At 55.5% G+C, this 19022-nt stretch carries 19 protein-coding genes and 1 tRNA gene; 10 read left to right on the forward strand and 10 right to left on the reverse strand.

All coding sequences use genetic code 11. From position 1 onward, the window contains the following. Nucleotides 1–2 precede the first annotated feature (2 nt). The 3 genes from ACR0AY_RS09060 to ACR0AY_RS09070 are packed head-to-tail and all read right to left on the reverse strand — an operon-like array spanning nucleotide 3 to nucleotide 3441. Nucleotides 3–1607, reverse strand: a complete 1605-nt coding sequence (locus tag ACR0AY_RS09060; protein WP_170511818.1) for a 5-guanidino-2-oxopentanoate decarboxylase — start codon at nucleotides 1605–1607, stop codon at nucleotides 3–5. Continuing rightward, entirely contained in the window at nucleotides 1604–2788 is a 1185-nt protein-coding gene (locus ACR0AY_RS09065; RefSeq protein ID WP_170511820.1) for a pyridoxal phosphate-dependent aminotransferase, read from the reverse strand. Before ACR0AY_RS09065 ends, ACR0AY_RS09060 begins: the two co-directional genes overlap by 4 nt. Continuing rightward, nucleotides 2785–3441, reverse strand: coding sequence for a TetR/AcrR family transcriptional regulator (locus tag ACR0AY_RS09070; protein ID WP_480454042.1), 657 nt, complete (start codon nucleotides 3439–3441; stop codon nucleotides 2785–2787). The genes ACR0AY_RS09065 and ACR0AY_RS09070 overlap by 4 nt, the downstream gene beginning before the upstream one ends. Before the next feature lie 77 nt (nucleotides 3442–3518). Here ACR0AY_RS09070 and ACR0AY_RS09075 point away from each other — a divergent pair, with 77 nt between their 5' ends. The 4 genes from ACR0AY_RS09075 to ACR0AY_RS09090 are packed head-to-tail and all read left to right on the forward strand — an operon-like array spanning nucleotide 3519 to nucleotide 6678. Continuing rightward, a complete protein-coding gene (locus ACR0AY_RS09075; protein WP_170511822.1) occupies nucleotides 3519–4316 on the forward strand; it encodes an ATP-binding cassette domain-containing protein in 798 nt (265 codons plus the stop codon). A gap of 41 nt (nucleotides 4317–4357) precedes the next feature. After that, nucleotides 4358–5122, forward strand: coding sequence for a transporter substrate-binding domain-containing protein (locus ACR0AY_RS09080; protein WP_170394204.1), 765 nt, complete (start codon nucleotides 4358–4360; stop codon nucleotides 5120–5122). 9 nt (nucleotides 5123–5131) lie between these two features. Further along, nucleotides 5132–5884, forward strand: coding sequence for an ABC transporter permease (locus tag ACR0AY_RS09085; RefSeq protein ID WP_170423024.1), 753 nt, complete (start codon nucleotides 5132–5134; stop codon nucleotides 5882–5884). Beyond that, nucleotides 5881–6678 (forward strand): ABC transporter permease, encoded by a 798-nt coding sequence (locus ACR0AY_RS09090; RefSeq protein WP_170407528.1) that lies wholly within the window; start codon nucleotides 5881–5883, stop codon nucleotides 6676–6678. The genes ACR0AY_RS09085 and ACR0AY_RS09090 overlap by 4 nt, the downstream gene beginning before the upstream one ends. Nucleotides 6679–6860: 182 nt before the next feature. Here the strand turns inward: ACR0AY_RS09090 and ACR0AY_RS09095 are convergent, their stop codons facing one another. The 5 genes from ACR0AY_RS09095 to ACR0AY_RS09115 form a co-directional block, all read right to left on the reverse strand. Further along, on the reverse strand, nucleotides 6861–7847 hold the full coding sequence (locus ACR0AY_RS09095; protein WP_170511824.1) for a zinc-dependent alcohol dehydrogenase family protein: 987 nt from the start codon (nucleotides 7845–7847) through the stop codon (nucleotides 6861–6863). Between the two features lie 82 nt (nucleotides 7848–7929). Then, a complete protein-coding gene (locus ACR0AY_RS09100; protein WP_170511826.1) occupies nucleotides 7930–8775 on the reverse strand; it encodes an enoyl-CoA hydratase/isomerase family protein in 846 nt (281 codons plus the stop codon). Nucleotides 8776–8866: 91 nt separating this feature from the next. Beyond that, nucleotides 8867–9655, reverse strand: a complete 789-nt coding sequence (locus tag ACR0AY_RS09105) for an SDR family NAD(P)-dependent oxidoreductase (protein WP_170423028.1) — start codon at nucleotides 9653–9655, stop codon at nucleotides 8867–8869. 12 nt (nucleotides 9656–9667) lie between these two features. Continuing rightward, nucleotides 9668–10633: an LLM class oxidoreductase gene (locus ACR0AY_RS09110; RefSeq protein ID WP_170511828.1), complete on the reverse strand. Its 966-nt coding sequence runs from the start codon at nucleotides 10631–10633 to the stop codon at nucleotides 9668–9670. Between the two features lie 13 nt (nucleotides 10634–10646). After that, the gene (locus tag ACR0AY_RS09115; RefSeq protein ID WP_170511830.1) at nucleotides 10647–11423 is read right to left on the reverse strand and encodes a CmcJ/NvfI family oxidoreductase; all 777 of its coding nucleotides are present in this window, start codon (nucleotides 11421–11423) and stop codon (nucleotides 10647–10649) included. A 107-nt stretch (nucleotides 11424–11530) separates the two neighbouring features. Between ACR0AY_RS09115 and ACR0AY_RS09120 the strand changes: the two genes are divergently transcribed. Further along, entirely contained in the window at nucleotides 11531–12442 is a 912-nt protein-coding gene (locus ACR0AY_RS09120; RefSeq protein ID WP_170511831.1) for a LysR family transcriptional regulator, read from the forward strand. Nucleotides 12443–12770: 328 nt separating this feature from the next. Here the strand turns inward: ACR0AY_RS09120 and ACR0AY_RS09125 are convergent. Together ACR0AY_RS09125 and ACR0AY_RS09130 are read right to left on the reverse strand one after the other, a co-directional pair. Further along, nucleotides 12771–12847 (reverse strand) — tRNA-Pro (locus ACR0AY_RS09125). Nucleotides 12848–12973: 126 nt separating this feature from the next. After that, nucleotides 12974–14089 (reverse strand): THUMP domain-containing protein, encoded by a 1116-nt coding sequence (locus ACR0AY_RS09130; protein ID WP_170511833.1) that lies wholly within the window; start codon nucleotides 14087–14089, stop codon nucleotides 12974–12976. Nucleotides 14090–14388: 299 nt separating this feature from the next. Between ACR0AY_RS09130 and ACR0AY_RS09135 the strand changes: the two genes are divergently transcribed. Genes ACR0AY_RS09135 through nqrE form a run of 5 tightly spaced genes read left to right on the forward strand, consistent with a single transcriptional unit; the run spans nucleotide 14389 to nucleotide 19015 of the window. Continuing rightward, a complete protein-coding gene (locus ACR0AY_RS09135) occupies nucleotides 14389–15732 on the forward strand; it encodes a Na(+)-translocating NADH-quinone reductase subunit A (protein ID WP_170509240.1) in 1344 nt (447 codons plus the stop codon). Nucleotides 15733–15737: 5 nt separating this feature from the next. Next, nucleotides 15738–16946, forward strand: a complete 1209-nt coding sequence (locus tag ACR0AY_RS09140; protein WP_170511835.1) for an NADH:ubiquinone reductase (Na(+)-transporting) subunit B — start codon at nucleotides 15738–15740, stop codon at nucleotides 16944–16946. Then, nucleotides 16939–17754 carry a Na(+)-translocating NADH-quinone reductase subunit C gene (locus ACR0AY_RS09145; RefSeq protein WP_170393983.1) on the forward strand — a complete coding sequence of 272 codons (816 nt, stop codon included), beginning with the start codon at nucleotides 16939–16941 and terminating at the stop codon, nucleotides 17752–17754. Before ACR0AY_RS09140 ends, ACR0AY_RS09145 begins: the two co-directional genes overlap by 8 nt. Then, entirely contained in the window at nucleotides 17754–18407 is a 654-nt protein-coding gene (locus ACR0AY_RS09150) for an NADH:ubiquinone reductase (Na(+)-transporting) subunit D (RefSeq protein WP_152460184.1), read from the forward strand. Before ACR0AY_RS09145 ends, ACR0AY_RS09150 begins: the two co-directional genes overlap by 1 nt. Then, a complete protein-coding gene (gene nqrE, locus ACR0AY_RS09155; RefSeq protein ID WP_050603817.1) occupies nucleotides 18407–19015 on the forward strand; it encodes an NADH:ubiquinone reductase (Na(+)-transporting) subunit E in 609 nt (202 codons plus the stop codon). The genes ACR0AY_RS09150 and nqrE overlap by 1 nt, the downstream gene beginning before the upstream one ends. The last annotated feature ends 7 nt before the right edge of the window (nucleotides 19016–19022 follow it).

Genomic DNA, 19022 nt, shown 5'->3' on the forward strand with positions numbered 1-19022 from the left:
TTTCAATCTTTCTGAGGTTCACATTTCGGAGCGATGACTTCGATCATTGCAGGCCCATCTAAAGCGACAGTTTCGCGCAACGCCTGCGCGACAGCCTGTGGTTCGGCCGGAACCTTGGTGAATGGAATGCCAAAAGACTTGGCTGATGCAGAAAAATTCGGGGGCGAAGGATCACATCCTATGACGGTCACACCCACATCCCGCATCGACGCGGCAATTTCCTGGTATCCATGATTGTTCCAGATCACGAAGGTGACCGGCAGGTTTTCATCTGCTGCGGCCATGATTTCAGGCAATGAAAACTGTGCACCTCCATCGCCGACAATGCAGATCGCCCTTGCAGTCGGATCGGCGATCGACGCGCCGATGGCAGCGGGTATCCCGTAGCCGAGCGCGCCATATCCCGTTGCTGCGTTGAACCAACCTCCGGCCCGGTCGTGGTCGTAGAAAAGATTGCCGGCATAAATTGGTTGGGTTGAGTCTCCGACCATCAATGCATTCGGAACTTCTGAGCGAATGGCATTCAGGATTTCGACCTGATGGCGATAGTCCGGACCAATTTCCTCCCAGGCGGCGCGGCGTGTTTTGCTGGCGCGTTCGGCACCGTCGTCTTGCTTTGCCTCATTGGACAATGCCCCAAACAGCGCCGGTACAACCAAATTAACGTCACCTTGAATGGTTAGCGCTGCCTCATGTCGCGCCAGTTGATGGCTGCAGCGATCCACCCGGATCAGGCCTGACCTTCCTGCTATTTGCTCGGTGGCGTACATGTCATAGTCGGTTGGCCCCAATTCGGTTCCCAAAGCCAGAACGCAATCAGCGCTTTCTATCAGCTCGCGTACTGCTTTGAGGCTCGGGCTGGCAGGAACGGTCAGTGGATGTCCGTGCATCATGCCCCGTGCGTTGACGGTTTGCACGACGGGGGCATCGAGGGTTTCAGCCAATGTCTGTAAATCGGTTTCCGCTTTTTTCGCGCCACCGCCCGCCAGAATGACAACTCTATTTGCTTCAGCCAGTTGCCTTGCCGCTTGTGAGATTAAGTCTGGATTGACCGGGGGTGCTGGATCGAGCGTCTCTACTGGTGTTTTTTGATATTTTTCTGCTGCTACATCCAACGGGACCTCTATATGCACCGGCCCTGGGCGGCCGTTCGTCAGGTCGTGAAAAACGCGGTCCAAGACCGGGTCCAGAGCGTTGGTGTCGGGAACTTGTTCTGACACCAACGCAACTGTTCTGGCCAGCCCCAGTTGGTCTGGCAATTCATGCAGATGTCCCAAGCCCTTGCCAAGTGAAGCGGTTTTATTGACACCAGAGACCACCAACATCGGAATTGAATCAGCGCGCGCCTGCGCCATCGGTGTCAAGGTGTTGGTCAATCCGGGGCCGGTGATCACAAAGGTCACACCCGGTTTCCCCGAAACACGCGCGTAGCCATCAGCCATGAAACCAGCACCCTGTTCATGCCTGGGCGTGATATGACGAATGCCCGAAGTCGCAAGACCGCGGTAAAGTTCGACCGTGTGAACGCCCGGAATTCCGAAGACGCAGGTCACATCTCTTTGGCGAAGCTTGGCAACCAAAGCTTCACCGATTGTCATTCCGCTCATGCAACCTCGCGTGATTTGCTGTTGGCGTGATCAATGATGCGAGAAACCGCTGTGGCAAAATCGGCGTCACTAATCGTCAGCGCGACCCGGACCCAGTCTTTCAGACCGTCGCCAAAGGCGGACCCTGGCATGACAGCCACCCCTGCCTGTAACAGATCCCACGCATAAGCTTCGCCATCAAACCCGGTGGCAGAAACGTTGATGAGGGCGAACATTCCCGCCTCTGGGCGATGAACCGTCAGATCCGTTTCTGCTTGAAGACGATCAGCCAGCAGGGTGGCGCGGCCAGAGAAGCGAGTGGCCATGCCGGGGGCAACCTCGGACCCGTCGCGGATTGCCTTTTCGGTCATGTCCGCGATGAAGGGCTGATTGCCAAAGAGCATTGTTTCGGAATACGGCAGCAGCGCTTCACAAAACGCAACTGGTCCGACACACCAACCGCTACGAAACCCTGGGGCAGCATGTGATTTCGAGATGGATGATACACCTATGACACGATCCGCCAGTTTCGGGTCTGCCAATGGTGAAGCAAATTCGGCCTCGTCAAAGATCAGTTCTTCATAGACCTCGTCCGAGATGATCCATAAATCGTGCGCCATGGCGAGCTGCCCGATTTCGGCAATTTCCGTGGTAGTCAGAATTGCACCTGTCGGGTTGTGTGGCGTTGTCAGAAGAATGGCGCGGCTGCGTGGAGTGATGCGTGCAGCAATATCTTCGGCTTGCATGCGAAACCCTTGCTCTGGCCGAAGCGGCACAGGCACGATATCCGCCCCGGATGCACGCACGACTCCTTCGTATGTCGCGTACATCGGATCACCAACCAAAACCTCGTCTCCGGCCTCTGCAATCCCGGACATCACTGAGAAAAGGGCGGTTTGCGTCCCGGGAAAGCACAAAAAGTTCTCGGGTCCGAAGGGCCGCCCACGAGAGGTTGAATAGCGAGCAGCAAGCGCGTCAAGCAGTCCGGCTTCACCGCGCCCGTTGGAATACCCTGTCCGTTGTGCCCGCAAGGAGGTTACGGTGGCTTCTACCAATGCGGCTGGCACGGGCACATCCGGTTCTCCAATCGTCATTTCGACGATATCCACTCCGGCTTTGATAAGGTCGCGTGCTTTCAGGTGTACACCCCATTTGGCACCACCCAACCCCGCTAAACGCTCAGTCACAGATGTGGTCTTCATGGCTGCTCCGCCTCTTTGTTTAATGGTATCCCCAGGATGGCGCTCACGGAGTCCAAGCCGATCCGCGCCAGTTGCCCTTCGGAAAACGCGTCCGGAAGCGCACCGCCTTCCAGCCAAAGGCCGTCGATTACCGCGTTGCAAGCAATGGCCAGTTGCGTTGCCTCCGTTGCAGCAACTGAACGTCCGGTTTCCAGCAATGCGGCGACGATCAGCTCCTCGAGGAGACCCCGGAAATAGTTATAGGTCTGCTGGTGAATGCGCTGCATTTTTGAATCATGTTGCACCTTGTTCAGAAAGCTGGCCCACAACGCCACGGCGCTTGGATCAACGATTGGTGGTCGTAGCGACGCGTCAACGAAGTTGGTCAACTGAGATACCGCGCCTCCCATTCCTGACGAAGCTGCTGTCTGATCGGTTAGCGTATTCATGTGGTGCTCATACGCCGCCTGAACCAACTCTTCCTTTGAAGAGAAATAATGACGGATCAACCCTTGGGTCACGCTCGCGCGGGCTGCAATCTCACGCACCGTGGCACCGCGGACCCCCATCTCGGCGATCAGGTCCAAAGTCGCCAATATCAGCGCCTCGCGCCGAAACTCAGCAGACTCACGTTTAAATTTGCGGCTGTCATCCTGCACGTCAGTGTCATCCATGGCATGGAGTTATTATACACTTGCATAATTGCGAGATTCGAGGCTTACTGCAAGCTGAAATCAGAAGATTGTTAGATATGGACACAGCCGAAGCAGCATCACCCACACCCGAAGCCACTGAGTCCATTGAGGCGATAAAGATTGAGGACCTGCACAAATCCTTTGGTGCGCTAGAGGTCCTGAAGGGTGTCTCCCTGACTGCCAACAAGGGGGACGTTGTCGCAATCATCGGGGGATCAGGCTCGGGCAAATCCACTATGCTGCGCTGTATCAACTTCTTGGAAACGCCGAGCTCGGGAAAAATTACCATAGGCGGTGAATTGGTTGAAATGCACGCCGATGGTAGCCCCGCGAACCGCCGCCAGATCGAGCGTATCCGAACGCGGCTGGCAATGGTTTTTCAGCAGTTCAATCTGTGGACGCATCGCACGCTTCTGGAGAACGTGATCGAAGTGCCGATACATGTCCTAAAGGTGCCAAAGGCAGAGGCTATCTCGCGGGCGCACGACCTGTTGAAAAGGGTAGGGCTTGGTGACAAGGCCGACACCTTTCCGGCCTATCTATCTGGCGGTCAGCAACAGCGCGCCGCCATTGCCCGTGCGCTTGCCGTAGATCCTTCGGTGATGCTTTTCGATGAGCCCACATCGGCGCTGGACCCCGAGTTGGTCGGCGAAGTTTTGAACGTGATCCGTGATCTCGCTGGTGAAGGACGCACCATGCTGCTCGTCACCCATGAAATGAAATTTGCGCGCGAAGTTGCCAGCCACGTTGTCTATCTTTTCGAAGGCCGCATTGAAGAGCAGGGTCCACCTGCCGAGGTCTTCGGTAATCCAAAATCAGAGCGGTTGAGGCAGTTCCTCAGCTCGGTCGCCTGATTCAGTCAAAACAAACTAATGAACCAAAAGGGAGTAACAAAATGAACCTTAAGAAACTGCTTGCGTCCGGAGTTGCCGCCGCCATCCTTTCAGTTGGTGTCGCCAGTGCCGAAGAGGTCAAGATCGGTATCGCGGCTGAACCTTATCCACCATTCGCTTCGCTTGACAGCTCAGGCAACTGGGTTGGATGGGAGATCGATGTTATCAATGCTGTCTGTGCCGCTGCCGAACTGGACTGTGTTATAACGCCTGTAGCCTGGGATGGTATCATCCCATCGCTGACCGGGCAGCAAATCGACGCCATCATGGCCTCTATGTCGATCACCGAGGAGCGGCTGAAAACCATTGATTTCAGCGATCCTTACTACAACACACCCGCTGTGATCGTTGCGGACAAATCGATGGATATCGAAGCGACACCAGAGTCGCTGGCGGGTAAAGTTGTCGGCATTCAGGCTTCGACCATCCACCAGGCCTATGCGCAGGAATATTTCAAGGATGCTGAACTGCGGGTTTATCAGACACAGGATGAGGCCAATCAGGACCTGTTCGCAGGCCGTATTGATGCAACTCAAGCAGACAGCATCGCCATGGCCGACTTTGTAAACTCGGATGCGGGCGCTTGCTGTGAAATTAAAGGCGCCGTTGCAGATGATCCCGCTATTCTGGGACGCGGCGTTGGGGCTGGCGTGCGCAAAGGGCAAGATGACCTGCGTGAGGCGCTGAACAAAGGCATCGCCGCAATTCTTGCCGATGGCACGCACGAGAAGATCACATCGAACTATTTCTCGGCCAGCATTTACTAAGCCGCTGCCGTGAACGGACTGTTGGATTCACTTGGATTGGCGCAGAGCGCAGAGCTTTTGTCGCTCTCGCCGCCGGGATGGGGGGCCAATCTGCTGCGCGGATTGTCCCACTCATTGCAGATCGCTTTCGGCGCTTATGCCCTCGGTCTCGTGATCGGATTGTTCGGAGCTTATGGCAAACTCTATGGCGGGAAGGTCACGCGCGATCTTCTCGCCATCTACACGACGGTGATCCGGGCTGTGCCCGAGCTGGTCCTGATCCTGATCCTGTATTACGTGGGATCTGACATCATAAACAAAATCTCCGCCGCAATGGGCGGGGGTCGGGTTGAGGTCAGTGGTGTTGGCGCAGGCATATGGGTGCTGGGTGTGGTCCAGGGCGCTTACGCGACCGAGATTTTGCGCGGCGCTATTCAGGCGGTTCCGCCCGGTCAGATCGAAGCGGCCAAGTCCTACGGTATGCCCGCCTTCATGACCATGCGCCGCGTGACAATCCCGGCCATGATGAGCTTCGCCGTGCCAGGTCTTGCCAACCTGTGGCTGATTGCAACCAAAGATACCGCGTTGCTCGCTGTTGTGGGATTTAATGAACTGACACTGGAAACCCGCCAGGCTGCAAGCAGCACACGCGCCTATTTTACTTTCTTTCTGGCAGCGGGATTTCTTTATCTCATGGTAACGCTGTGTTCGGGCGGCATCTTCGCTCGGATTGAGAAATGGGCGCGTCGCGGCCAACCCTCCCTTAAAGGAGGGGGCAGATGATTGATTTCAGATCGTTGATGCAACCACATCGCATTGTGATGATGCTGATATTCGCTGGAATCGTTGTCTGGTGCGCCGTCTCTCTTCAGTGGGACTGGATCCCGAAATATGCGCCGCTCGCCCTTCAGGGCATTTGGACGACAATCTGGCTGTTGGTGGTCACCGTAGTTTTGGGTTTCCTACTCGCCGTTCCACTTGGATTGGCACAGGCGGTTGGGCCTTGGTATCTTGCCGCCCCTGCCAAGGCATTTTGCACTATCATCCGTGGCACACCGCTGCTGCTGCAACTCTGGTTATTGTATTATGGGCTTGGGTCTTTGTTTCCGCAGTTCCCTTGGATACGCTCTTCCGAGTTGTGGCCCTATTTGCGGCAGGCCTGGCCTTATGCAGTACTGGCGCTGACGTTGTCCTATGCCGGCTACGAAGGAGAGGTGATGCGCGGTGCCTTCAAAGGGGTCGCCAAGGGTCAGCTTGAGGCAGCCAAGGCATTTGGCATGCCACGTTTCACCATGTTTCGCCGTATCTGGTTGCCGCAGGCTATCCGCAACGTCCTGCCGACATTGGGCGGTGAAACCATATTGCAACTCAAAGCAACTCCATTGGTTGCGACGATCACTGTCGTCGACATTTACGCTGTGTCTTCACGTGTGCGCTCCGACACTTTCATTATTTACGAGCCGCTCATCCTGTTGGCCGTATTCTATATTCTCGTCGCGGGCGTGATCGCATTTGGGTTCCACTGGCTGGAAGTAAAGGTTCTTGGGACTGGAAACCGCAATGGCGGTACCAGTTAGTATCGCCAGCAGCGGAGGGGATCCATGTGCTGCGTCAGCTCCGACCAGTGCTTTGAGTTCATAGCAATCTGAGCTGCAACTTGCATTCAGCTTGGCTGAGTACTGATGGTCGATATCAATATCAGGCCCTACTGGAATGGTGCACAATTATATCTCTGCGCACCAATCCCGGCCGGTTCCGTTCACAGCTCTACAACAACTTTTCCGACCGCCGCTCCGTTTGTCAGGTGCTCATAGGCTGCATCGACATTGGTCCACCCAAACCTCTGTTCGTCAACAATTGGTTTGAGTTGGCCCGCGTCCGCCATTTCCGCCAGAGTTTTCAGGATGTCACCATGGGATTGACGCCCGACATCATGCATCATCGGGATCAGCATGAAGACGACGTGCAGAGACAGACCTTTGAAATGCACAGGTGTCAGATCAATCTCGACCATCGCGACGGTTGAGGCGACTTGGCCATTGAGCTTGGCCGCTTCGAACGAGTTCGTCATGTTAGGCCCACCCACGCTATCAAACACCACATCGAAGCCCACGCCATCAGTGTGTTCGGCCACGTAGTCCTTGACCTTTTGGGTTGTGAAATCCAACGGGCGCGCACCGAGACCCTCGATGAGGGCTAACTGATCCGCTCCACGACCTGTTGCCGACACGGTTGCGCCAAGGTGGCGCGCAACTTGAACGGCAACATGACCAACGCCACCGGCTCCGCCTTGAACCAGAACGGTCTGCCCTTCGCCGACACCGGCGCGCGTCAATCCTTCGTAGGCGGTGATGCCTACGAGAGGCAGCGCCGCGGCTTCTCGCATGCTCAGCGTCTTGGGTTTGTGTGCAATCAGGCGGGCATCCGCATTGATGTACTCGGCTAGCGAACCAGGGAGGTCCATCAAACCACCGGCGCAGCCATACACCTCATCGCCTATGGAAAAACCTCTAACACCTTCGCCAACGGCTGTGATTATGCCAGCAAAATCCATGCCAAGGACCGCGGGTAAATTGGGGGACAGAGGTAGATCCGCGCCCATGCTTCGGATCATTGTATCGACGGTATTGACGCTGGTCGCGGCCACTTTGACGACTACATGCCCAGACGTTGCGACCGGTTCGGGCATTTCTACAAGCTCGAACGGTGCATCGGGTCCGTAGTCGTTCAGAACCATTGCTTTCATTGGGATATTCCTTTTTTGACGAAGTGTCAGGCGCGGCTTTGAACAGCGCACGCCTGACGTGATCATTGTGTTGGAGGACGGATCAGTTGATATCCTGAACCTGCATAACCAGATCGCCCCACTTGCGCTGGTTTTCGATGTCGTGTTCCAGACCCTGTTCATCCGCGATGGTGAACCGTTTGACCGCCGGGGTTTTGCTTGTGGCCTGATACAGCCAATAGGCTTCGGCCTTCAGCGCTTCATCAATGGGTTTGTCGATGGATTCATAGACCATCTGCTTGCAGGCATTGATCGACTCTGCCGGGAATTTTGCGATCCGCTCGGCCAGAGCCGTCACATACGGGCCAATCTCATCTGGCTCCAAAGCCTTGTTTATGGTGCCCAGACGTTCTGCATCATCCGCATCGTAGTCTTGTGCGCTCAGGATGATCTCAAGCGCTTTTCCAAGGCCGGTTTGACGTGCCATGCGCGAAGCACCGCCGCCGCAAGGCAGGATGCCCATTCCAACTTCCATCTGCATGAACTTGTACTTACCCCGCGCTGCAAATCGCAAGTCGAGCGCCAACGCCAACTCGTGTCCGCCACCACGTGCGAACCCTTCCAGCTTTGCGATGGTGGCTTGTGGCACCTTGCTGATCCGCTCGCAGACCGATTGAAGGTCCAAAAGCTGTGCGTCCTCGCGGGATACGGCCTCAGTCGACATATCCTTGAGCAGCTCGGTATCGTAGTGGCAGACCCAGATTTCCGGGTTGGCGGATTGAAAGATCACGACCTTGGTTTCGCGGTCTCGCTCTAGCCGCATGGCCAGACTGTTGAGGTCGGCCAGCATTTCCTGGCCTTGCACGTTTACGGTGCCAAAGTTGAATGTGACTGTTGCGATGCCGTTTTCAACAGCAACGTCAAAGGTTTGAAAGTTCTCATATTTCATCAGACAGTCCTTTCTTGGGCCTCGACGCGGCACGCGCGAGGGGTAAGGGAGGTTAAAGTTGGAAGCGCGTCTGGCTTTAGCGCAGCGCGGGTCAGTTGGTCTGGTTAATCAAACCTTTGATCGTGTTCATGACGTCGGCGACGTGAGTTTTGTCCAGTGCTGCGGCATGTGGATTCGCGAAGGCACCGCTGTCATTGTCAAAATAGGCACCTGACGCATCAGCGAACCGATCACCCAATGCCGCATCAATCAGGATATCAGCGCCGATGTTCATATCGTTCCCGGCTAGGCCGAATCCTTCTTTCACCATCTTTGAGGCCAACAGCGATCCCGGATTTACCGCGACCATGACGGGTGCATCGGACAGAGATTTGGCCCATTCCCGGGTCCAGATGGTGATCGCCAGCTTGCTTTGCGCATAAGCCTCCATATCAGCCAGCGGGACACTACCCTCCAGTGCATTAATATTCACCGGGGCCTGCGCTGCCGATGACAGGTTCACGACGCGCCCGGCGGCGGGAATGATCGGCATCAGCAATTCTGTGAGCAGATAGGGTGCGAGTGTGTTGACGACAAAGCGGATGTCCTGCCCATTCGCAAGCACGGTTTGCGGAGCTTTCAGCACACCTGCATTGTTGATCAACACGTCCAGTTTGTCATGTTTGGCCTTTACGCTCTCAGCCAGTTCTCGCACTGCGGACAGATCGCTCAGATCAGCGCTATAAGTTTCGACATCGCCGCCGACTTCGGAGGCCGCGCTGTCCAATTTGGAGGTACTGCGTCCATGCAGAAGTACTTTGTGTCCATCGGCGGCCAGCTTCTTTGCCGTGAGCAAACCAATGCCGTCGGTTGAACCTGTAATGAGTATAGTCTTGGTCATTGATCTGATCCTTTAGGAAAAGTCGGGCAGTACGGTATCTGCCAAGTGTTCGAGGGTCGTATCGATGGGCGCTTGATTGAACCGTAGGTTCAGTGCAACGTGATTGACCCCAAGCGTTTCTATTTCACGTAGATAGCTACGCAGGAAATCGGTGCCAGACTGAAACCCAAGATGGATCGGGCGCGGTGGTGCGGCGTGATTGGCAACGACATCGATATACAGGGATTGCATGACAGGCTTGTCTGGCTGGCCCGCTTCCTTACCGCGCCTCCGATAGTCCGCAATAACCTGCCTTTGGGCAGTCGCATTGCGCGGATAGGTCATCCAACCATCGCCGTTCTGCGCCACCCAATCGGGGGATTGCTGGCTACCACCCGTAATAATCATCGGCAGGCGGGTCCCATGCGGCTTTGGCAGCAGGTCAATCCCGCCAGACAGCGTACCCTGTGCACTTTCACGCTCGGGATAGTCCAATCCAACGGCGCGGATATAGTCAAAGCTGTCGCGGAAACGTGCCCCGCGGTCATCATAGCTCTGGTTCATTGCCGGATACTCCTCAGGCCGGTCCCCGGAGGCTACACCCAAGAGCAACCGTCCGCCCGAGAGCACATCCGCGCTCGCCGCCGCCTTGGCTACATGAGCGGGGTGACGCAATGGCAGGATCACGCTCGCCGTTCCAAGGGCAATTCGGTCCGTCACCGCAGCAAGCGCACCCAGATAGACAAATGGATCGAAAATCTGTCCTGCATCACCAAAGCTTGGAACGTTGAATGGCACGTCGCGCAGCCAAAGTGATGCAAACCCGAGGTTCTCCGCTTTCCGAGCCGCTTCCAGATGATCCCGAAGCGTGGGCTCTGCACCGACTGCATATGCTTCGAGCGGCAACACTAGGCCAACGCTCAGCCGTCCCGGTCGAAATACCCGGTTATAGGCCACGTTGATTTGGGCAAAATCAGCAGGCTGCATTTTATCCAACATGTCCGGCTCTCCTTTAATAGCGCACCAATGTGCGGCTCTCGATGCTTTTGCGAATGGTGTTGACGTTTGAATCTTCGACCATATCAAGCGCACTATGCGCGATCGACGGAGCACCTCGATTGTCATAGATGTTGAAGATCGCGACCTCATCCGGCGTCATCTTCGATTGATAAATCCACTCATGCCTGGGGTTTCCTACCAGCCCCATTATTTGCCCATTGCGGTCGGGATAGATCAGGTCCAGTAAGATCCAGTCAGACGGTTCAACTGATGACGGGCGAACAAAGCCCAGGGGTGCTGAGTTGATAGGATGATTCACAGGGCGCCACACATTAACAAAAGCATAGTGACCGCGCGCCCACTCCGCTGCGGCCTCGGCACCCAAAAGATCGACAAGCCGCTGTTCGGCTCCGTCCTTGCTATAGTCACTGTGGACGTTGCGCGCGGGTTTGCGCGTCGCTCCTGGGTCATCTATCCGAACCGTGTGATCAAAAACCACAACCTCGCGCGCACCTAACTTGTTCGAGAGCATTGCCGTTAGCTCCGCATCGTATGTCGGTTTCCAGACCTCGCCGGTAAAATCTTGTATCTGCGTTTCCAGCAGCGCGAACTCAACAGCATCAGACGCAAATGTAACTGTGTTGCTCGTGGTGCGGGCATCTGTCAATGCAACAGCCGTGCTGGCCAGTTCGGGCGAAATCAAATTACCAGCAATCCCGCCTGCATCTAGTTCAAAGGCTTGCCGCCAGGGCTTGTGAACGTGGTAGTTGACTGTGGCTGTTCGCGTCATCTGCGTCTCCTTCCCATGCCGAGTTGCATCCATGAAGGGGATTTAACGCTAATCTATTTGCGTATAAACTGCCCATTCATGGATTGATAATTCGGGTTTGCGATATAATGGGGCTTGATACAGACGCGCTGAGATTGTTTGTGGCGGCGGCAGAAAGGCTGAACATCAGTGCGGCGGGGCGCGCTTTGGGCATGGCTCCAGCTGTCTCGAGCGCAAAGCTTGCCAAGTTGGAGCAAAGCCTGGGTTCCGAACTGTTACATCGCACAACGCGCAAAGTGTCGCTGTCTGTTGAAGGTGCCGATTTCCTGCCCTTCGCCCGAGAGATTATTGCGCAGGAAGAGGCGGCACTTACGGCGTTGGGCAAACAAACAGCGACCATCCGCGGTACATTGCGCTTCGCTGCACCCAGCACCTTTGCTCAGCTCTACATTGCACCAATCCTGCCGAAATTTCTTCAACAGCACCCCGATCTGACGCTCGATTTGCGCCTGTCGGATGTGCAGTTCGATCTTATCGAGGGGAGTTACGACCTTGCACTAAGAAATGCGCCGCTTGTCGACACCAGCCTGAAAGGCCGAAAATTGGCTGATGACCGACGCATACTGTGCGCCGCGCCGCACTATCTTGACACATACGGCACACCTAAAACACCTGCCGATCTAAAAAGCCACCACCTGATCGCTTTCCAAAATCGCCAATTGCGCACGCTAACGGGAAAGGCAGGTGAGAAAGCCACATTTGATCCAGCGATGGCCAAGGGTCAATTGATCATCGACGACGGCCAAAGTCAGGTCTGCGCCACTCTGGCCGGCGCCGGAATATCCCTAAACGCACTATGGAGCGTGTATGATCAACTGAAATCGGGCCGGTTGATGCAAATTCTGCCAGACTTTGAGGCTACGGAAGACAATGTTCTATGGCTTATCTATCCCAAGTCCAACGTATTATCTCCCAAAGTTCGGGTATTCATGGATTTTCTGATCACAGAGATTGGCTCAAATCCACCTTGGGAAACATGATCCCAATATTGGTCAAGCGCGCCTTAAGACATCACGGCACTAGTTTCGAGAAATGCACGGGCAGGGCATGCCTTGTACAATAGCAATAGCAAGGTCTGCCCAGCGGTTAATGAGTTCGCGTGAACGCGGCCAACGCGCTTGTAGCGAGTGACATGAACGACGAGCTGCATCGGAGCATCTTGACGGTTTGCCCAAGACTGGTTCAGGTCATTTTATTGAAAATTCGAAATAGCAGAAATTCAAACCGCCGCAGGCAACATTAGTTAGTAGAAAGGTAATACCCACTGTCAAAACGCAATACACCGTTGCATTTGACACTTGATTTTATTGGTCGGAGTGAGAGGATTCGAACCTCCGACCCCTGCCTCCCGAAGACAGTGCTCTACCAGGCTGAGCTACACTCCGACCGTGGCGCGTGATCTATACCTCGTCATATTGATGTGCAAGAGGGATTTTGGGCGTGCACACATATGTCGTCGCTGGATTCGAGGGGTGATTGAAACCGTTCTCCTGATCTGCGATTTCGCTGAGTTACTGCAACGGATTTGTTCGATACAGTCGGATTTTTGTTCCGCCGTGATCAACGATTGGGCCGGGGGGAAGCATTGGCAATCGCGTTGCGCGGGCAAGTCCGGGTGTGGTGGTGATGATGCCCACACGCCATCGTTGGAAACGACTGGATAATACCTTGCCTAAACTGCCATAGAGCGACCGCAGGCGCTTTTCATCACCGATGCGTGCCCCGTAGGGAGGATTGACGATGACCAGCCCAGCTGGGCCTTCTGGTGGTTTGATGTCACTGACCGAGCAGTGCTGAAATCGGGTGGCATGATCCACATGTGCTTGCTGGGCGTTGGAGCGGGAAGCCTCAATCGCGCCTGCATTACGATCTGAGCCATAGAACCTGAGCTCTGTTTCGGGCGGATCGGTTTGGGCGCGCATATCTTGCCAGACATCTGGATCGAAGCTTGCCAAATCTTCGAATGCGAACTGACGTGAGCGGCCTGGGGGCAGACCAAGTGCAATTTCAGCCGCTTCGATAACGAATGTTCCAGAGCCACACATCGGGTCCAGAACCGGTTCAGACCCGTCAAACCCACACTCACGCAGGAACATCGAAGCCATTGTTTCCCGCATCGGGGCCTTGGCGACTGCAGGCTTATGACCGCGCTTGTGCAAGGGCTCGCCGGATGTGTCGACGGAGATCGTGCATATGTCTTTTTCGATTCTTAGCAGCACACGGACTTTGCCATCGGGTGAGACTGAGGTGCCGAGCCCCTCGGATATGGCTTGTTCGATGCGCTGTCGCGCCGCTCCTGCATGATAGATACGAGATTTGCGGCAGGTTGCTTCGACCTTCACGGGAATGTCTGGACTGAGATAACTCGCCCACGGAAATTTTCGGGCGCGCTTGTCCAATTGCGCCAAATGCACGGCGGGGAAACTGCCCAGTCGCACCAGAACCTTGTTGGCACCGCGCAATTCCAGATTGGCGCGCCAGACTTCCGGCCAATCGCCACGGCACACAACACCACCTGGAACGATCCTGGCGCCTGAGAATCCGCGCTCGATGACCTCGGCACACAAAGGCGTTTCGAGCCCTGGAGTGGCAATCAGAAAAATCTCGAATTTATCATTGTTGTCCATTGTGGTTGCTTACACCGGTTGATCAGCTTGTGCGACACGCAAATTAAATGGGCAAATTGTTCTGAACGACCGTAAGCTCAAAAGAATGTGACATTCCTTTTCGATTTTGGGCGGTAACAGGTTTGCGTTTGCACTCATCCCCGCGTAAAGGAGCCGTGATCGGAAATACGCCTGCGGATTCTGGTCGGATAATGGCGCTTTCGCGACCGGACAGACGGGAAATTTCGTGTTATTTCCTGGCATCATTGTAAGATGGCGCGCAGCAGGCGCAGGACAAAGGCTTGGAAGAACGTAGCAACATGCAAACTTTCAAACTAAAAAAAGGGTTGGATTTGCCGGTTGAAGGCGCGCCCGAACAGAAAATCCAGCCGGGGCCTGAATTCTCGTCGGTTGCCGTTCTGGGCAGTGATTATATCGGATTAAAGCCCAAGATGCTGGTGCAAGAGGGCGACGCGGTCCAGCGAGGAACGCCGTTGTTCTGCCACAAGGATGAGCCCGACGCGATGATGGTCGCGCCGCTGACCGGCAAGGTCGTGGCAATTAATCGCGGGGCGCGACGTGTATTACAGAGCGTGGTGATCGAGGTTTCGGATGCCAATGACGCCGGCATAGATTTCTCGGGCACCGGCGATGCCGAGACCGCCGAAGGTGTTACGGCCAAGCTATGCGCGGCCGGGCTGTGGACTTCTTTCCGGACACGTCCTTATTCAAAGATGCCCGAACCAGGCTCCAAGCCTACAGCAATCTTCGTGACAGCCATGGACAGCGATCCACTGGCAGGTGATGCGGCATTGGTTATTGCGGATGCGGGCGAGGCATTTGCGGCTGGTCTTGCAGCTGTCTCAAATCTGACCGATGGCAAGACTTATCTGTGCCAGCAAGAGGGGGCATCCATCCCCGGTTCCGATCTGCCCGGTATAGAAGCGGCTGCGTTTTCCGGGCCACACCCCTCGGGCCTTGCTGGAACTCATATTCACTTCCTTGAGCCGCTGGGAGGGGACAAGCAGGTTTGGACCATTGGCTACCAGGACGTGATCGCGATCGGTCGTCTGATGCAGACCGGTCATCTGGATTCAAACATCGTGATTGCTTTGTCTGGACCGGGCGCGCGCCAGCCGCGCCTGATCCGCACCGTGATGGGCGCGTCGACGGATGACCTGACCCGGGATGAAGTGAACGTCGACGGGATCGCGCGGATCATCTCGGGGTCGATCTTGTCGGGGCAGCATGCCGATGGTCCGACCGCCTATCTGGGCCGTTTTGCGCGCCAGATCAGCATTATTCGCGAAGATCATGATCAGCACACACTGGGCTGGATTCTTCCTATGCCTTCGAAATATGCGGTACAGCCTGTTTTGGGATCGGCTTTTGCCAAGAAGCTCTATTCATTCACGTCAAACCTGAACGGTGGTCGCCGCGCGATGGTGCCGACGGGTGTATTCGAAGAGCTTATGCCCCAGGATTATCTGCCGACGCAATTGCTGCGGGCGCTACTGGTGATGGACACCGACACCGCGCAGGCGCTGGGTGCACTGGAACTGGACGAAGAAGATCTGGGCCTTGTGGGCTTTGCCTGCCCTGCGAAATATGAATATGGGCTGGCGCTGCGCGACTGCCTCACCAAGATTGAAAAGGAGGGCTGATCCACATGGGTTTGCGCAGCTTCTTCGATCGGATCGAGCCGAACTTTACCAAGGGCGGCAAGTACGAAAAATATTTCCCCATCTACGAGATGGTGGAAAGTTTTATCTACACTCCGAAAACCGTCACGACCGTCGCGCCGCATGCGCGCTCTTACGTGGATATGAAGCGGATCATGACCTACGTCGTGATTGCTACGATCCCCGCAATCCTCTGGGGGATGTATAACACCGGCTATCAGGCAAACTCGGCCATTGCTACGTTGGGAACGGATTCGGCAACAGGCTGGCGGATTGCGATCCTGCAGGTGTTCGGCATCTCGCTGAACCCTGACAGCATTTTCGCCAATGTGATGCATGGATTGATGTATTTCCTTCCGATCTACATTACCACACTGGTTGCGGGCGGTATTTTTGAGGTCATCTTCGCCACTGTGCGCGGCCATGAGGTCAACGAGGGTTTTCTAGTAACCTCGATGCTTTACACACTGATTATGCCTGCGACAGCGCCATTGTGGCAGGTCGCGTTAGGCATCATTTTCGGTGTCGTGATCGGTAAGGAAGTATTTGGCGGCACGGGCAAGAACTTCCTCAACCCAGCGCTGGTCGGACGCGCTTTCCTATATTTCGCCTATCCCGCGCAAATGTCGGGGGATTCAGTCTGGACCCCGGTGGATGGATTTTCCGGTGCGACTGCTTTGGGTATCTCCGCTGCTGAAGGCGTTCAAGCACTGGCGGCCGACGGGATCACCTGGGCCAATGCCTTCTTCGGGCAAATTCAGGGTAGCTTTGGAGAAACATCGACGCTGGCTTGCATGATTGGCCTGGCCTTCCTGCTGATGACCAAGATTGCCAATTATCGCCTGATAGTGGGCTGTCTTGCGGGCACCATAGGCTTCACGCTTCTGCTGAATCTTATCGGATCGGACACAAATCCGATGTTCGCGATGCCTTGGTACTGGCATATCGTTCTTGGGGGCTACGCCTTTGGTCTGGCGTTCATGGTAACCGAGCCCGTTTCGGCCAGTCACACCAATATGGGCCGCTACATCTATGGCGCGCTGATTGGTATCATGGTTGTGATGATCCGCGTCATTAACCCAGCTTTCCCAGAAGGTATGATGCTGGCAATCTTGTTCGGAAACGTTTTTGCGCCGCTGATCGACTATTTCGTCGTCCAGGCAAACATCAAACGGAGGGCGCGTCGCCATGTCTGATACGCAATCCAATGAACCCAAGGGAGCGATTGCCAAGTTTCTGGCTGCTTCGCCAGATTCGGTTGGCAAGACTATCTTTGTTGCCGTTGCCGTCTGCCTTGTAGCCTCGATGGTCGTGTCTGCTGCTGCGGTCAGCCTGCGCCCGGTGCAGGAAATCAACCGTTTGAAGGATAAGCAAGTCAACGTTCTGCAAGTTGCCGGCATCTACGAACCAGGCATTGATGTGACCGAGGCATTCGCTGCCTTTGAGCCGCATGTACTGGAATTGTCTACAGGTGAATTCGTTGACGATCAGTTCGACGCGACCACCTTCGATGATATAGCTGCTGCCAGCGATCCAGAACTGAGCGTCGCTTTGGACGATGACCCGGCTGGGATCGGGCGCAAGTCCAAGTACCGCGTAATCTATCTGCTGCGTGATGATGCCGGGGCGCTCGACAAGGTAATCCTGCCGCTTCACGGCTATGGCCTCTGGTCCACGCTCTATGGTTTCATCGCGCTGGAAAACAACGGCAACGATATCTACGGCCTGCAGTTCTATCAGCACGGTGAGACACCGGGCCTTGGCGCCGAGGTGGACAATCCTCGCTGGAAGGCGCTGTGGAATGGCAAAAAGCTGCGCGATGATGCAGGCGATCTGCAAATCACCGTTGCCAAGTCGCAGCCTGCGGCAGGCCCCGATTTCTATGTCGATGCGCTGGCTGGTGCCACGCTGACGTCGGTTGGTGTCGATAACCTGGTGAAATTCTGGATGGGCGACGCGGGCTACGCCCCGTTCCTGGCCAAACTGCAAGCAGGAGAGCTCTGATGTCTCAGACCAAGAAAGAGATGCTGGTCGACCCGCTTGTCGACAACAACCCGATCACGCTGCAGGTGCTGGGCATCTGTTCGGCGCTGGCGGTGACCTCGTCACTGCAGGTGTCTATGGTGATGGCGCTGGCGGTGATCTTCGTGACCTCGTTCTCGTCTTTCTTCATCTCGTGCCTGCGCAACCAGATCCCCGGCTCAATCCGGATCATCGTGCAGATGGTGATCATCGCCTCGCTGGTGATCCTGGTGGACCAGATCCTCAAGGCTTATGCGTTCGAGATTTCCAAAACGCTGTCCGTCTTCGTCGGCCTGATCATCACCAACTGCATCGTGATGGGCCGGGCCGAGGCGTTTGCCATGAAGAACCCCCCGGTCGCGTCCTTTATCGACGGCATGGGCAACGGCATGGGCTATGGTCTGATCCTGCTGCTGGTCGGCTTCATTCGTGAGCTGTTTGGCGCCGGGTCACTGTTCGGTGTCACCATTCTGGAGACCGTCAACAACGGCGGCTGGTATGTGCCCAACGGCATGCTGCTGCTGCCGCCGTCGGCTTTCTTCATCATCGGTCTGATCATCTGGGCCTTCCGCACATGGAAGCCGAACCAAGTGGAAGAGCGTGAATACAAAATCCAGCAGGTAGAGGCCCACTGATGGAAGGTCTGATTTCACTGGCCGTAAAGGCCATCTTTGTCGAAAACCTTGCGCTCAGCTTCTTTCTGGGGATGTGTACCTTCATCGCTGTTTCGAAGAAGATTTCAACTGCGCTGGGTCTGGGCATCTCGGTCATGGTGGTGCAGGCCATCACCGTGCCTGCCAACAATCTGCTGCTGAACTATCTGCTGAAACCGGGTGCGCTGGCTTGGGCGGGTTTCCCGGATGTGGACCTGACCTTCCTTGGACTGATCTCGTATATCGGCGTGATTGCGGCGATGGTTCAGATCCTAGAGATGGTGCTGGATAAGTACTTCCCCCCGCTCTACAACGCGCTTGGGATTTTCCTGCCGCTGATCACTGTAAACTGCGCCATTTTGGGTGGTTCACTGTTCATGGTGGAACGCGACTACAATTTTGCCGAAGCGGCGACTTACGGTCTGTCCTCTGGCTTTGGCTGGGCTCTGGCGATTACTGCGATGGCGGGTGTTCGGGAAAAGCTGAAGTATTCGGACATTCCCGATGGTCTGCAAGGCCTGGGCATCACTTTCATCACCGCTGGACTGATGGCGATGGCCTTCATGTCCTTCTCGGGCGTGAAACTGTAAGGAGGGC

Source organism: Ruegeria sp. A5 (genome assembly GCF_056543005.1).